Genomic DNA, 14,597 nt, shown 5'->3' with positions numbered 1-14,597 from the left:
AAAGGGGGAGGATTTATGCCGTCGCCCTTACCGCCAAATCCTCGAGCACCAGCCCCGCCGTCGCCTTCGCGCTGCCGACCACGCCCGGAATGCCCGCGCCTGGATGCGTGCCGGCGCCGACGAGGTAGAAATTCTCGATCACGTCATCACGGTTGTGGCCGCGCATATAAGCGCTTTGCCACAGCACCGGTTCGAGGCTGAAAGCGCTGCCCATATGAGCGTTCAGATCATGCGCGAAATCCTTGGGCGCATAGCTGAATTTGGTGACGATCCGGTCGTGGATGTCGGGGATCAGGCGGCGGCCGATCTCGTCCAATATCGCCTTTTCGAGCCGCGGGCCGACATCGTCCCAGTCGACCGCCAGCTTGCCCATGTGGGCGACCGGCACGAGCGCATAGAACGTGCTCTTGCCCTCGGGCGCCATGCTCGGATCGGTGACGGTCGGATGGTGCAGGTAGATCGAGAAATCCTGCGGCAGTACGCCATGCTTGTAGATGTCCTCGACCAGCCCTTTGTAGCGCGGGCCGAACAGGATCATGTGGTGCGGAATGCCCGGCCAGGTGCCTTCGAGACCGAAATGCACGACGAAGAGCGAGGGTGAAAAGCTCTTGCGCGACAAGGACTTCGCGTATTTCTTGCCGCGATCCGACGCCCCGAGCAGATCCTTGTAGGAGTGCATGATATCGGCATTGGAGGCGACCGCGTCGAAGCGGGTCCGCCAGCCGCTCTTGGTCTCAACCTCGGTGGCGCGGGTGCCCATCGTGTGCACCTGCACCACCGGATCGCCCACGCGCATGGTCCCTCCCAGCCGCTCGAAATGGCGCACCATTCCCGCGATCAGCCGGTTGGTCCCGCCGCGCGCCCACCACACGCCGCCATCCTTCTCCAGCTTGTGGATCAGCGCGTAGATCGAGGAGGTCTTCATCGGGCTGCCGCCGACCAGCAATGTGTGGAACGAGAGCGCCTCGCGCAGCTTCTCGCTTTCGATGAAGCTCGCCACCATATCGTAGACGCTGCGCCAGGCCTGTTTCTTGACCAGTGCGGGCGCGGCCTTCAGCATCGACTTGAAATCGAGGAACGGGACGGTGCCGAGCTTGACATAGCCTTCCTCGTAAACTTCGGCGGAATATTGCAGGAAGCGCTGATAGCCGACGACGTCGTTGGGATTGAGCTTGGCGATCTCGGCGTTCAGTTGCTCCTCGTCGTTCGAATAGTCGAAATTGGTGCCGTCGGGCCAGTTGAGGCGATAGAACGGCATGACCTTCATCAGCTCGACATCTTCGGCGATGTCATGGCCGGTGAGCTGCCACAATTCCTCCAGGCAGGGCGGATCGGTGATGACGGTCGGGCCGGCATCGAAGGTGAAGCCTTCCTTTTCCCAGAAATAGGCGCGCCCGCCCGGTCGATCGCGGCCCTCGACCACGGTGGTCGAAATGCCCGCCGATTGCAGCCTGATGGCGAGCGCCATGCCGCCGAAACCGGCACCGATGACGCAGGCGCTTTTACCCTCGTACTTTTCGGCGCTCGCCGGATCGATGCCGCGCGGGCGGGCGGCGCCGGGGGTCAGATCGAGCCCGGGGGCGATATTGGGATCGGCGTTCATGGCTCAATTCTCCGTCGGAAATTCCGTCTGCGGCTCCGGCCCGCCGCGCGCCTTTAGCGGCGGACCGCGCCGGAACATGGCGCGTAGCGCGCTGACGATAGATACGGGCGGCTCGCCCCACAAGACGCGCAGTTGGTCGAGAGGATGCGACCGCGCGGCGTAGAAGCGCTCGATCAGTCCTTCGCGAAGGGTGTAGAAGCGCTGGAACACGCGCACGCGCTTGTCCGCCTCGGCGGCGAAGAACAGGAAACGAGCGAGCAGGCGATAATAGGCGGTGCGGCGCCAGTGCGTGCTCGCGCGGCGTTCGAAGACCTGAGCGAGCTCGCGGCCGGACAAGTCGGCATGGCGCGCGGCATAAAGCGCATTTTCGACCGCGACGCACATCGTGTAGCTGGTGAGCGGATGGGTGAAGCCGCCGCGCGCGCCGACAACGGCGACGCCGGGGATGCGGATCTCATCCTGATAACGCGAGAAATCGCCCCCGGTCAGCACCGGCAGCACCCCCGCCTCGTGATGGACGGGCTCGCCATCCTGCCAGCCATGCGCGCGGGCATATTGCTCGATCCGGCCCGACAGCGCCGCCCGGTCGAGCGCCGGGTCGTCGGCATAATAGGTGTCCTCGATGAACACGTCGCGTTCGCCCAGCGGCAGGACGTAGACGAAGCGATAGGCGCCGCCATTGCCGTGTGGGGCGAGCTGATCGACTGTCGCATCCATGATGACCGGGCGATCCTGTCCGTGCGGGCCCGGGAGCTTCAGGTGCCGACCGAGAAAGACCTGCCACCCGCCGCTCAGATGCGGGGAGGGGCGGAACGAGCGCGCATCGATCACCCGGCGCGCGCTGATGCGCTCGGGCAGGCCATCCGCGCCGTTGCCCGCCGGCGCCAGGTCCACCCCATGCGCGTCGAGCGCCGTCGCCTTGCGCGACAGCATCACCGAGCCTTGCGGCAAGGCGCCCATCAGCGCTTCGTGAAAATCTTCGGACGCCATCGAGCGATAGGCGGTCCCCAGCCTGCGCTCATATTTCGGGAAGCGCACCTCGTAGCCTTCCGCCCATTCGGTCTGGCGAAAGCCGGCGAGCAGCGCGCGCCCCTCGTCCGAAAGGTCGCTGTCGAACCAGCTCCAACGGTGATTGCCCCCAATCTTGCGACCGGCTTCGATAAGCGCGATTTCCCAATCGGGCCGCGCCCGATGCATCGCGAGCGCGATCAACCCCCCGGCAAGCCCGCCGCCGACGATCACGAGGTCTTTTGTCGGAGCGCCGGGTGTTGGATGTTCGCCGGGAGGGGCGCTGGCAGGCTTTGAATCGCTCATCGGTTCGAGCGCCCTAGGCGAGGCGGGTCCAAGGGGCAACGATGGTGAGGGAGGTTCACCGGGTTCGCATGGAAATGCGCTGGACTTAACAGTTGCAAGCTTTATCGTTGCATGTGCAATAGGCGCATGGTTCATTTTCTTCGTGCCCGCCGTCCCTCCCGCCGCGGCCCTCGGCTCCTCGCCGCTATCACCCTCGCTACAATGGCCCAAGCCGCGTTCCCCGTCGCCGTCCACGCCCGAAGCGCCCAGAGCGCCGATGTGCCGCCGCCGGAAACCGAATTGCCGAGCCTGGAGGGCAGCGCGCTCGACGGCGACTTCCTGTCGGTCGGCATCGGAATCGGCATCGGCCCCGACTATATCGGCTCGGACGATTACACCCTCGTCCCCCTGCCGCTCGTTCAGGGCAGCATCGGGGGCATTGACGTCAATCCGCGCCCCGCAGGCTTCGCGCTCGATTTCGTCGACGACAACGACAAGCGGGTCTCGTTCCAGTTCGGGCCGGAACTCAAGCTGAATTTCAACCGTGCGATCAAGGTCGACGACGAACTGGTCGAGGCCTTTCCCGAGCTCGACATCGCGGTCGAAGTCGGGCCGACCATCGGCGTGAATATCGACCGCGTGATCACCCCGGTCGACAGCGTCAATCTCAACGTCGACATCCTGTTCGATGTCGCCGGCGCGCATAGCGGCATGTCGGTGCGCCCGACATTGACCTATTTCACGCCCCTGTCGCGCAGCACCGCGGTCACTCTTTCCGGTCATGCGACCTGGGCGGATGACGATTTCGCCGATTATTACTTCACCGTCGATCCCACGCTCGCGCCCGGTACCCCGCTGCCCGCCTTCACGGCCGATAGCGGATTTATCGACACCGGAGTGACCTTGCTCGGCGCGCTCGATCTCAATGGCGACCTGCTCGATGGCGGCTTCGCGATCTTCGGCATCGCCAATTATACGAGGGTGCTGGGCGATGCGGCGGATACGCCTTTCACCGATATCACTGGCAGCGCGGACCAGTTTTTCGGCGGGGTCGGCATCGGCTACACATTCTGATGCGAGCAATACGCCAGATCGGCCGCGCGGGCCGTTGCAGCCGGGCTTCGCACGCGACTCTGTCCGTTACAGCCTTCGCCGCCCTGTTCGCGAGCCCGGCGATGGCCGTGGACGAGCCGGCGCTAAGCGAATTCGACCTATCGGCAGCCTCTGCAGAGGAGGGCATTGCGGCAGGCGCCGGGCAAGCGGCGCCCGTGCAAACGGGCCGGCCCCCGGTCGCCGCAAGCGGAGCGCCGGGACGTCCGCCGCTCGACTTCAAGCCGGTCTTCGATGAGACCTGGGCGACGATCGGCATCGGCGCGGGACTTGTGCCGAGCTATTCGGGTTCGGACGACTACATCTTCTTTCCCCTGCCGCTCATCGTCGGACGCGTCGGCGGGGTTGGGATCAGCCCCAACGGCCCGGGTTTCAATCTCGATCTCCTCTCGCAAGGACCTTCGCGCGGGGCACCCGAGACGACCTTCTCCTTCGGCCCGTCCTTCCGCTTTCGCAACGATCGCGCCGACCAGATCGAAGACGAGGTAGTCGAGCTAGCCGAAGAGCTCGACGTGGCGATTGAAGTGGGCGTCAATGGCGGGGTGAGCATCCCGGGCGTCTTGTCCGCGTACGACCGGCTGGGCATCAACGCGCAGGTGCGTTGGGACGTGCTGGGCGCACATGACGGCATGCTGTTCGAACCGGGCGTCACCTATCTAACCCCGGTGAATCCGGGTATCGCCGTCCAACTGGCGGTCAACGCCCAGTTCGTCGACGACGATTTCGCCGACTATTACTACACCGTCACCTTTGCCGACGCGGCGGCAACCGGCCTTGCCGAATTCACCGCCGATGGCGGGCTCAACAGCCTCGGCACACTCGCCATCGTAACCGTCGATCTGGACGGGAACATCCTGAACGGCGGCTTCAACGTTTACGCCCTCGGCGGCTATTCCCGGCTTATCGGCGATGCGGCGGACACGCCTTTCACCGCGGACCGGGGCAGCGCGAACCAGTTCATCGGCGGCTTGGGCGTCGGATATACGTTTTAGGTTTCCGCACCCGCATCCGCGGGCGCGTCCTCGCTAGACGCCCTCCCCCGGATCAAGTCCGAGGTCCGGGCCCGCTGCGGGCGGGCGGTCGCCCTTGCGGCCTTTCAGGCCGATTTTTGGAGAGTTGAAACGAAGGGGGCCGCCTGTTCGGGCGACCCTTTTCTTTAGTCGAAGCGCCTCAATCCTCGCTGTCATCCTCTTCCAGGACCGCGCCCTTTGCACCCTCGGCGAGCTGCGGGCGCGGGGCGGGCAGTGCCGCATCGCGGTCGCCGGTTTTGAGGTAGGTGTCGAACCACCGCATCATCCTGAGGTTGTAGTCGTAGCGGCTGGCGGCCTTGCGGTTGCCGTGCCCTTCGCCCGGATAGAGCACGAGCCGCAGCGGCGTTTCGGGTTTTCGCACCTTAATGAAGCGATAGAGCTCCATCGATTGCGAGGGATCGACCCGTGTGTCGTCCTCGCCATGCATGATGAGGAGCGGCGTTTCCGCGCGGTCGGTGTAGTAGATCGGCGAGACCTCGAGCATCTTCTGCCAGTCGTCCCACGGCCAGGCGCGCGAATGCACGTTGTACATCTCATACGGAATGTCGGTCGTGCCGAACTTGCTGATCTGGTCCGAGATGCCGACGAACATGACGCTGGCTGCGAATTCGTTCGAATAGTACGTCGCACCCCAGGCGCTGGCATAGCCGCCATAGGAGCCGCCGGTGATGCCGGTGCGCGCCGGGTCGGTGATGCCGTCCGCGGCCAGCGCGTTCTTCGCATCCACGATGTCGCGGAATTCGGGGTCGGTGTAATTGCCCTGGTGTTGCTTGGAAAAGTCGGTCCCATAGGCGGTCGAGCCGCGGTAATTGGGCAGGAACACCGCATAGCCGTCGCCCGCCGCGACGTGGCCCGGCGAGCCATAGCCCGTGACCCAGCCATTGCTCTCATGCGCTTCGGGACCGCCATGAACGTCCATGATAGTCGGCGCGCCGCCCGCGGGAACGCCGCCCACCGGCAGGACCAGCACGCCTTCGACTTCCTGACCGTCGGTCGCGTTGTAGGTATAAGCCCGCTGTTCGCCAAAGGTGATTTCGGACAGCCAGTCATTGTGCATGGTCCAGCGGTCGAAATTGCCGTCGCGCCATACGAACAGCTCGCTCGGGTGTTGCGGGGCGTTGGCGGTGAAGGCGACGCGGCCTCCGGCGGCCTCGACGCGGGTCACGATCAGCTCGCCCGGATCGACGATCTCGGCGAGGGAACCGTCGCTTTCATGAAAGTGCAGCTCGGACTGGACGCCGCGATGGACCACCGTCAGCAGGCGCCCGTCGGGCAGCCATTCGGCATCGACCGCGGCGAATGGTTCGCCTTCGCCGATCGCGCGATATTCGCCCGAGGAGACATCGACCAGATGCAGCGTGGTCGCCGCCGGATCGTTCATGTCGATCCCGGCGATCAGCGACAATTGCGTGCCGTCGGGCGAGATCTCGACATCGCCGATCTTGCCCGGCGTTTCGATCTCGGTCACCGTGCCGGTGGACAGGTCGATGAGGTTCACGCGCTTCTTGGTGTAGCTGTCGTCGACCAGCGGGGTCGGCGCGGTCTCGACCAGGACGAAGCGGCCCTCGGTGTCCATGTCGAACGCGGTGACGAAGCCCGGGATGTCTATTTCGGCGGGCTCTTCGTCCATCGTGCCGTCCATCATCAGGTTCGCACGGAACAGGCGCGCGCTGCGGTTCTCCTCCTCGTAGACCTTTGCCGTGAAGCCGCCCTCGGATTGTGCCTCGCGCTGACTATCGGCCTCGGGCGCGACCAGCATCAGGATCGAGCGACCATCGGCGGCAACGCGATAGTCGCGCACGGCTGCATCTTCGACATGCGCAAGCTTCATATAAGTGCCGCCATCGACCGGGATGCCCCAGACCGCGGCCTCTTCCTCGTCTTCGGCCCAGGTGAAGGTGATCATCCGGCCATCGGGCGAAAAGGCGACGTCGCCGGCGGACACGTCCTCGGGCAGGAAGGCGCGGGTCACGTCCGGCCCGGTCGCGACATGGAGGCGCGAGCGCGACGTACCGTCTTCCTCACCTTCGGTCACATCGGGCAGGCTGACGCTGGTATAGGCGATGCGCGCCCCATCGGGCGAAACCGCGATCGCGCCTACACTTTCGAGCTTCGCCACATCCTCGGGCGTCATCGGGCGCGCCTGGGCGCCTGCGGCGAGCGAGGCGAAGGCGAGGAGGGCGGCGCTGGCAAGTGCGATACGGGTCATAAAAAGGGCGTTACCTGTCGTGGCTGAAAACAAGCGCGCAGTCATAGCGGGGGCGGGCAAAATGGCAAACCGTCGCAGCAGGAACACGGTTGGCACCGCCCTTTCCTAGGGCTTGTCAGTGCAGAGCATCCCGGCCAAGACAAGAGCACGGATCACGAGACATACGGGAGAGAAACATGAAGGCGATCGAAGCTCTGGGGCGCGCGGCGGCAAGGATCGGGCCGAGAATGCCGGTGCGGGGATTGGCTCCGATAGCCGGCGCGCTCGCTCTCGCTTGCGGCGCGCCCGCGGCGGCGCAGACCTTGATCGATGCGGGCAGCGTCATCGTCGATGCCGACAGCGAGCCGACCGGCGCGAAGACCATCCTGGTGGTGGATGGCAAAGTGCAGGGCGTTTACGATCCGGGCGACGCCGCGCTCGCCGCCTACGACACGCCGCAGGCCGAGCGGATCGACCTTTCCGACAAGACCGTCTTGCCCGGTCTGATCGACCTTCATACACATATATCCGGCGATCCTTCGGGCGAATTCTGGCGCGGGGCGACCACGCCGCCCGAATATTTCACGCTGATCGCGGCGAAGAATGCGCGGATCACTGCCCTTGCCGGGTTCACCACCATACGCGACCTCGGCTCGCGCACCGATCAGGTGATGCAGTCGCTGCGCCGCGCCACCGCTGAGGGCCTGGTTCCCGGACCGCGCATCGTCACCTCGGGGCGGACAATCTCGATCGTCGGCGGGCACGGCGATGTCAGCGGCTTCACGCAGCATGTGAACGACGTGCTCGATTCAGGGTTCACCTGCACCGGGCCTGTGGAATGTTCGGAAAAGGTGCGGCTCGCCTCGCAATATGGCGCCGACCTGATCAAGATCACCGCGACCGGCGGCGTGCTCTCGCAGCAGGGCAGGGGTCTCGAAGCGCATTTCACTAATGACGAGATGGAGGCGATCGTCGCGACCGCGAACAGCCTCGGCCTCAAGGTTGCCGCCCATGCGCACGGCGCGCGCGGGATCGAAGCGGCCGCCCGCGCGGGCGTGCACACGATCGAGCACGGCACCTACATCGACGAAGCCGCCGCGCGCGCGATGAACGAGGCGGGGACGACGCTGGTGCCGACGCTGATGGCCTTCGAGGGCATTCGCGGGCAGGTCGGCACCGGCTTCTACACCCCTGTGGTCGACGGCAAGATCCGCGCGGTTGCCGAGGTCGCCGACACGATCATCGCCCGCGCCCGTGCGAACGGGGTCGCAATTGGCTTCGGCACCGATGCCGGCGTTTTCCCGCATGGAGAGAATGCCGGCGAGTTCCGGCTGCTGATGGCGGGCGGCCTCACCAGCCGCGTAGCGCTGGCGAGCGCGACCACGGTGGCTGCGCGGTTGATCGGGATGGAAGATGAGATCGGGCGGCTCGCGCCCGGTTTTTCCGCCGACCTTATCGCAGTCGAGGGCAATCCGCTCGACGACGCGACGGTGCTGGAAGAGGTCGATTGGGTCATGGTGCGCGGACGCGTGATCGAATAGCGCGCGCAGGTAGACAGGAAGGGCCGCAAGCGGATCGACGCTTGCGGCCCTTTTCCGTTTGGCGACGGGCCTGGATCTACACGTTCATCCAGCCACCGTCGGCGACGTAATCGGCGGCGGTGACGAAGCTGGCCTCGTCCGAGGCGAGAAACACCGCGACTTCGGCGATTTCGACCGGTTTGCCCGCGCGGCCCAGCGGAGCGCCTGTACCCGCCATCGCTTCGAAATCGTCGTAGAGCTCGGCGGGCGCATTGGAGTTCTCGAAGAAATTGGTCGGCACGAGGCCGGGCGACAGCGTGTTCACCCGCACGCCCCGGCCGCCCAGTTCCACCGCCATCGTGCGCGCGAAGCTGCGCACCGCGGCCTTGCTCGCGAAATAGAGCGTGCCGCCCGGCGCGCCCTTGGCGTGGACGGCGGAGGAGGTGAGGATGACCGAACTGTTTTCCGAGAGCAGCGGCAGGAAAGCCTGTACGGTGAAGAAGACGCCTTTCACATTTAGGTCGAACTGACGCGCATAGAGCGCTTCGTCGACACCGCCGATGGGCGCGAACATGCCGTTGTCTGCATTGGCGAAGAGGATGTCGACGGTGCCGAACGTGTCCTTCGCAAAAGCGGCGAGCTTCTGGAGGTCTTCGAGCGAGGTAGTGTCCGCGACGACCCCTTGCGCGCCTTCGCCCAGCTTCTCGAGCGCTGCGTCGATGCCTTCCTGGCCACGACCGGTGATGATGATGATGTGCGCGCCCTCTTCCGGATAGCGTTTCGCGGTGGCGAGGCCGATGCCGCTGGTTCCCCCTGTGATGACGGCGGTCTTCCCGGAAAGACGGACGGGGCGGGCGAATTATGCGGTGGTGTTCATGACACTTACTCCTATTTTTGACTGATCGGTAAAATGTAGCTTGGTTTGCTTTACCGATCAGTCAAAAACGAAGTTGAACGAAAGGTCAAAAATATGCGCAGCGCCGGTTTCGACCGCGAACAAACCCTCGAAAAAATCACCGATGCGTTCTGGGAGCATGGCTATGAAGCGACCTCCATAGGCGTGCTGGAGGCGGCGACGGGGCTCAAGCGCCAGTCGCTTTACAATGCCTTCGGCAACAAGGATGCGATGTTCGGGCTGGCCGTCGACCATTACGAGCGTACGGTCTCCGCGCAGCTTATGCGGCATCTCGACAATGACGATCCGCTCACCGCTTTGACAGGTTTGTTCAATGCGCAGGCCGACATGCTGCTCGATCCTGACAGGCCTTCGGGCTGTCTGGTCGCGGGCGGTCAGCAGGAGCTGGGCAATCGCCGCGCGGCGCTGGGCAAGCGGATGGACTGGCTGATCCTTGAGCAGCATCAGGCGCTGCTGGTGGCGTTCGAGCTTTGGAAGGAGAGTGGGAGGCTGTGGGACGACGCCGATCCTGCGATGCTGGCAAGCGTGGTCATGTCGCAGATCCGTGGCGCTTCCATCGTCGCGCGCACGTCCAAGGGGCGCACTTTGACGCGGCAGGCTACGCAGGGGATTACGGCACTGTTCGAGAGCTATTTGAGGTGACGGTATCGTCCTGGCTAAGGGGCACCGGGCGCAAAGCGGCGGTTGAAGGGTGGCCAGCTCGGAACAGCGGAAGGAAGCCGGCGGGCGCGGGAGTGGCGGGCATGGGGGAAACGGGCGCGTGGGCAGATCATGGAACCGCCGAGTAGGAGCAGTGGACGCAGGGTCAGAGCGCAGAAGCGATGCGCGCACGAACAGCGGGCGCGGGAACGGTGGACGCGGCTGGCGGACGGAAGAGCGGTGCATCCAGGGAACCCGCACGCGGGGCACCGGGCTTGGGGCAGCAGGCGAAGCGCAGCGGACAAAAGCCTCAAAATACGGTGCTGCGAACGAATTAGAGCGGGTCAAGGGACGGCCCTGTAGGAACACGGGGCGAGAGGGCGCAAAAGCGGCGCGTGTGTGGATTGCGGGTGTAGGAGCGGCCGGCGCGGGTTAGCAAACGCGGGAAGCGCGCGCGGACACCGGACGCCAACCGCGTCTAAAACCCGAAGGCCACGCCCACCCGCCCGCCGGTGCTGTCGCTCGTACTGGCGCCGGCGATGGCGGCGGAGAGGTAGAGCCGCTCACCCACCCGCGCGGCGATGGTGCCGGCGAAGCCCTGTTCGCCGCGCCAGGTCGAAAGGTTGGCGCTCACCGAAAAGCGCGTGTCGGGGACGATCATCGTACCCCCCATCGCCATCGCTGCGGCGACCCCGCCGCGGGCGCGTTCGTCGAGTTCGGAAAGCTCGAATTCGAGCGACCCCAATCGCGCATCGAGCGCCGTAACGTTGCGCGCAAGGCCATCGAATTGCGCGTCGCTGATCGCGGCAAGGCTGCCCACCGCCACGCGGACATTGTCGACCGCCGCCGCGGTGGCGACTGTCTGTCGCCCGAGCACACCGTTGCCATCGACAGTGACCGCGTCGACCGGGCCGACCTGCGCCAGCGTGCTCGCATCGATATCGCCCAGCCGCACCGAGGTTCCGTCCGCGCCCAGCACCACCTCGTTCTCGGCTGCTGTTGCGGCGCCGGCGCGCAGCGCGGTCGATCCGGCATGGTTTGCCTGCGCGTTCTGGCCCAGCGCGGTTGCGCCATCGGCACCGGCGCCGGCGCGCATGCCGAGGGCGGTGGCGTCGTCGCCGGTAGCCATTGCGAGCACGCCATAGGCGACGCTCGATCCGCCCGAAGCGACCGAGGCCGTTCCGGTGGTGGTCGCGAAGGTGCCGGTCGCGCGCGATTCCTGACCGAATGCGCTCGAGGATGTGCCCGCGGCGAGCGCTCGGTTGCCGAAGGCGGTGGAATTCAGCGCGGTCGCCCGCGCCCGCGTGCCGATCGCGACATTGTTGAAGTCGAAGGCGAACGCACCCGTACCGATCGCCAGCGCTTCTTCGCGCACCGCCGAAGCGCCCGCGCCGATGGCTAGCGTGCTAAGCCCGGCCGCGCTGGCGAATTCGCCTAGCGCCACGCTTCCGATCCCTTGCGCCGAAGCCTCCGCGCCAACCGCGATGCTCGCCCGCCCCGCGGCAAGAACGCTGCTGCCGATCGCAATCGCGTCCACCCCGCCCGCATCGGATGAGGCCCCGATCGCCAGCGCATCGTCGCCAGTTGCGCCTGCAAGCTTGCCCAGCGCAATGGCCCCGGACGCTCTGCCATAGGCTAGCCGCCCGATACCGATCGCATCGGCGCTGTCGGCGAGCGAGAGGAGGCCGACAGCGATTGAGTTATCACCTGTTGCGTCCGAGGCTGCGCCAAGCGCGGTTGCGCCGAGCCCGCTCGCCTGCGCCGACTGACCAAAGGCGCTCGCATTGTTGCCCGCACCGTCCTTCCCCGCCTGAGCGAACTGGCCCACCGCGGTGCCACGAGTGGCGCTCGCAACAGCTCCATCGCCCACCGCGAGGCTGAGATCGCCGCCCGCTTCCGCCGCATTGCCGAGCGCGGTCGCATTGGCTCCGGCAGCGCTCGCATCCGCACCGCATTCGAGGCTGTCATCCAGCGTGCCCAGAAGATTATCGACGGCACTCGCCGCGTTGCAGGGCGCCAAAGCATCCGCCCGCGCGGCGTCCGCGTCGAAAAGCGCAAGAACGGCCAGCGCCATTGCGCTGGATCGGCGAAGAAGGGAGGCGATCATCATGGGAAGGCCTTTCTGGATTGGAATGGCATTCGGAGCGGAGCTGGCACCCTTATTTTGCAGCCGCCTTCGCGTCGCGGCGAGATTGCGCCGATCCGGTGTGACCTGCGATGATTGGACGCCGTAAACTCGGCCTGTAGGTCCACGATAAGGCAGGTTTTTTCGGGGATCGCGGGTGCGCGCAGAGTTCCGATCGGTTTTCACGGCAATTGTGGGTTTGCTTCTCGCCGGATGCGAAGCGAGCGAGGGTGCGGCTATCCGTGATGCCGCGCCGGAAACGCCATCCGTCACCCCCGCAAATAGCGATCGCCCCTATTTCAGCGACGTCGGCCAGATGCTCGAGATAGCGCCGACGCCGGAATAGCTATCCGCTACTCGAAGGAGGCGGCGAGTGCCTCGAAGCCGGCGGCGAAATCTTGCTTGAAGTCTTGGACGATGGTGCCCACCGCGCGCTGATCCTTGACGAGGCCGAGGCCCTGTCCGACCCAGTAGCTCGAAAGCGCCTGAGCGCGGGCATTGCCGCCCACCGCCGCCTGATCGAGCGCGCGCAGCACCGGCTCGGCTAGGAGGCTCATCAGCGGCATCGGCAGCGCCGGGAGCCCCGCGCTCTCCCAGCGCTCGTGCCACTCGCTTTTCAACTGGCGACTGTATTTCCCCGTGCGATGCTTGGAGCGCACCGTATCGCGCGATCCGGCCGCGACCATTTTCTCGCGGAAGACGGGCGTGGTCTCGGCTTCCGGCGAGGCGAGCCAGACGCTGCCGCACCAGGCGCCTGCCGCGCCCATCGCCATCATGCCGGCCATCTGCCTGCCATTCATGATCCCGCCGGCGGCCAGCACGGGAATGTCGGCGCCCGCTTCCTCGATCGCGCCGATGACTTCGGGGACCAGCACCACGGTCGATACATCGCCGCAATGCCCGCCGCCTTCGCCGCCTTGGGCAACGATCACGTCGACGCCCGCCTCGACCTGTTTGAGCGCATGCTCCTTCGCGCCGACCAAAGCTGCGACCGGAATGCCGTGTGTCTTGCCCGCCGCGATCATTTCCGGCGGCGCGGTGCCCAGCGCGTTGGCGATCAGGCGCACGGGATGGTTGAAGCTCACCTCGAGCAATTCCTGCCCAAGCGAAGTGTTGGGCGCCTGGCTACCGCCCTGCGGCGCGCCCACATCCTCGGCGATACCGCATTCGCGCAGCAGCGTGCGTGTGAAATCGCGATATTCGCTCGGGATCTGCGCGATGATCGCATCGGCGCTGACCGAGTGGTCGACCGCCTGTACCTCGGGGATCAGCACATCGACGCCGTACGGCTTGCCCTCGACATGATCGTCGATCCAGCCAAGCTCGTGCTCCAGCTGTTCGGGCGTGTAGCTGACCGCGCCAAGCACGCCGAAGCCGCCGGCGCGGCTGGCAGCGGCGACGACGTCGCGGCAATGCGAAAAAGCGAAGAGCGGGAATTCGCATCCCACCATCTCGGTCATGCGGAAGGGCATCGTCGGGTTCCTCTTATATGGCTTTTGCCGCTTCTGGTGGCGCGCCCGTCCGCCGCTGTCCATCCCTCGGCAGCGATTGCATGCAAGGGGCTGGCAATTTTCGTTCATCCCGGAGTAACTTTTGGCGCGAGTGCACCGAACCGGGAGCAAACCGACACTTTTTCAGGGGGACACATCCATGGACTTTTCACCGCGCCAATCGGCGACCATTGTCGCATTCCTGCTCATATCCGCAGCGGTTTCGCAGTCGCTTTACACCGCGCTTTACCTGAATGCGCCCGAGGTCAATCGCCTGCCGATCTGGAGCGTCGAGGCGATGATCTTCGTCGCGATCGCGGCCTTTGCGAGCGTGCCGATGGTGCATTCGAAGGCCTTCACCGCCGCTTGGGGTGCGCTGTTTGCCAGCGCGATCCTCAATGTCGGGCAGGTGGGCGTGGGCCTCTTCATGTTCGGTCCCTTCTTCGATGCCGCCGAAGCGGTGCCGGGCATGCAGCCGGCGGCGGGCGCGGTCGTCGCCTATTCCTTCTTCGTCTATAACGCCGCCAAGGTCCTGATCGCCTTTGCCGCGCTCATCTTCGGGCTGGCGCACATGAAAGCGGGCGGTGGGCTCGCCAAGGCGATCGGCGGACTGGCCGCGCTTGTGGGCGTCATCGCGATAATCGCCAACGCTGCCTCCATGGCGGCAGGCCGCGATGTCTTT

Annotated in this window: 12 protein-coding genes; 6 read left to right on the top strand and 6 right to left on the bottom strand. The window is 65.5% G+C overall.

The window, feature by feature from the left end:
- Positions 1 to 13 precede the first annotated feature (13 nt).
- Entirely contained in the window at positions 14 to 1,603 is a 1,590-nt protein-coding gene (locus V2I30_RS08310; RefSeq protein ID WP_330661660.1) for a phytoene desaturase, read from the bottom strand.
- A gap of 3 nt (positions 1,604 to 1,606) precedes the next feature.
- Complete coding sequence (gene crtY, locus V2I30_RS08305) at positions 1,607 to 2,917, bottom strand: lycopene beta-cyclase CrtY (protein WP_330661659.1); 1,311 nt, start codon at positions 2,915 to 2,917, stop codon at positions 1,607 to 1,609.
- 201 nt (positions 2,918 to 3,118) lie between these two features.
- Here crtY and V2I30_RS08300 point away from each other — a divergent pair, with 201 nt between their 5' ends.
- Together V2I30_RS08300 and V2I30_RS08295 are read left to right on the top strand one after the other, a co-directional pair.
- Positions 3,119 to 3,970: a MipA/OmpV family protein gene (locus V2I30_RS08300; RefSeq protein ID WP_330661658.1), complete on the top strand. Its 852-nt coding sequence runs from the start codon at positions 3,119 to 3,121 to the stop codon at positions 3,968 to 3,970.
- 101 nt (positions 3,971 to 4,071) lie between these two features.
- Entirely contained in the window at positions 4,072 to 4,998 is a 927-nt protein-coding gene (locus tag V2I30_RS08295; protein WP_330661657.1) for a MipA/OmpV family protein, read from the top strand.
- Positions 4,999 to 5,176: 178 nt separating this feature from the next.
- On the opposite strand, the gene V2I30_RS08290 is transcribed toward V2I30_RS08295, so the two are convergent.
- Positions 5,177 to 7,246, bottom strand: coding sequence for a S9 family peptidase (locus V2I30_RS08290; RefSeq protein ID WP_330661656.1), 2,070 nt, complete (start codon positions 7,244 to 7,246; stop codon positions 5,177 to 5,179).
- Between the two features lie 176 nt (positions 7,247 to 7,422).
- On the opposite strand from V2I30_RS08290, the gene V2I30_RS08285 reads away from it, so the two are divergent.
- Positions 7,423 to 8,766, top strand: a complete 1,344-nt coding sequence (locus tag V2I30_RS08285; protein WP_442896917.1) for an amidohydrolase family protein — start codon at positions 7,423 to 7,425, stop codon at positions 8,764 to 8,766.
- 76 nt (positions 8,767 to 8,842) lie between these two features.
- Here V2I30_RS08285 and V2I30_RS08280 read toward each other — a convergent pair whose 3' ends face one another.
- Positions 8,843 to 9,544: an SDR family NAD(P)-dependent oxidoreductase gene (locus tag V2I30_RS08280; RefSeq protein WP_330661922.1), complete on the bottom strand. Its 702-nt coding sequence runs from the start codon at positions 9,542 to 9,544 to the stop codon at positions 8,843 to 8,845.
- A gap of 171 nt (positions 9,545 to 9,715) precedes the next feature.
- Between V2I30_RS08280 and V2I30_RS08275 the strand changes: the two genes are divergently transcribed.
- Entirely contained in the window at positions 9,716 to 10,303 is a 588-nt protein-coding gene (locus tag V2I30_RS08275; RefSeq protein ID WP_330661655.1) for a TetR/AcrR family transcriptional regulator, read from the top strand.
- Between the two features lie 475 nt (positions 10,304 to 10,778).
- On the opposite strand, the gene V2I30_RS08270 is transcribed toward V2I30_RS08275, so the two are convergent.
- Positions 10,779 to 12,410, bottom strand: a complete 1,632-nt coding sequence (locus V2I30_RS08270) for a YadA-like family protein (RefSeq protein ID WP_330661654.1) — start codon at positions 12,408 to 12,410, stop codon at positions 10,779 to 10,781.
- A gap of 208 nt (positions 12,411 to 12,618) precedes the next feature.
- Here V2I30_RS08270 and V2I30_RS08265 point away from each other — a divergent pair, with 208 nt between their 5' ends.
- Positions 12,619 to 12,771 (top strand): hypothetical protein, encoded by a 153-nt coding sequence (locus tag V2I30_RS08265; protein WP_330661653.1) that lies wholly within the window; start codon positions 12,619 to 12,621, stop codon positions 12,769 to 12,771.
- A gap of 7 nt (positions 12,772 to 12,778) precedes the next feature.
- On the opposite strand, the gene V2I30_RS08260 is transcribed toward V2I30_RS08265, so the two are convergent.
- Positions 12,779 to 13,897, bottom strand: coding sequence for an NAD(P)H-dependent flavin oxidoreductase (locus tag V2I30_RS08260; protein WP_330661652.1), 1,119 nt, complete (start codon positions 13,895 to 13,897; stop codon positions 12,779 to 12,781).
- A 178-nt stretch (positions 13,898 to 14,075) separates the two neighbouring features.
- Between V2I30_RS08260 and V2I30_RS08255 the strand changes: the two genes are divergently transcribed.
- A partial coding sequence (locus V2I30_RS08255) for a thiamine biosynthesis protein ThiC (RefSeq protein ID WP_330661651.1) occupies positions 14,076 to 14,597 on the top strand: 522 nt, incomplete at its 3' end.

The organism is Erythrobacter sp. (assembly GCF_036351135.1).
Classification (GTDB): domain Bacteria; phylum Pseudomonadota; class Alphaproteobacteria; order Sphingomonadales; family Sphingomonadaceae; genus Erythrobacter.
The sequence above is the reverse complement of the archived record's forward strand: the minus strand, read 5'-3'. Positions and strand labels throughout refer to the sequence as shown.

Bases quoted from the DNA above. Each gene is read 5' to 3' on its own strand.
- V2I30_RS08270 (WP_330661654.1), bottom strand. From the start codon at position 12,410: ATGATGATCGCCTCCCTTCTTCGCCGATCCAGCGCAATGGCGCTGGCC.
- V2I30_RS08295 (WP_330661657.1), top strand. From the start codon at position 4,072: ATGGCCGTGGACGAGCCGGCGCTAAGCGAATTCGACCTATCGGCAGCC.
- V2I30_RS08310 (WP_330661660.1), bottom strand. From the start codon at position 1,603: ATGAACGCCGATCCCAATATCGCCCCCGGGCTCGATCTGACCCCCGGC.
- V2I30_RS08300 (WP_330661658.1), top strand. From the start codon at position 3,119: ATGGCCCAAGCCGCGTTCCCCGTCGCCGTCCACGCCCGAAGCGCCCAG.
- V2I30_RS08290 (WP_330661656.1), bottom strand. From the start codon at position 7,246: ATGACCCGTATCGCACTTGCCAGCGCCGCCCTCCTCGCCTTCGCCTCG.
- V2I30_RS08260 (WP_330661652.1), bottom strand. From the start codon at position 13,897: ATGCCCTTCCGCATGACCGAGATGGTGGGATGCGAATTCCCGCTCTTC.
- V2I30_RS08285 (WP_442896917.1), top strand. From the start codon at position 7,423: ATGAAGGCGATCGAAGCTCTGGGGCGCGCGGCGGCAAGGATCGGGCCG.
- V2I30_RS08275 (WP_330661655.1), top strand. From the start codon at position 9,716: ATGCGCAGCGCCGGTTTCGACCGCGAACAAACCCTCGAAAAAATCACC.
- crtY (WP_330661659.1), bottom strand. From the start codon at position 2,917: ATGAGCGATTCAAAGCCTGCCAGCGCCCCTCCCGGCGAACATCCAACA.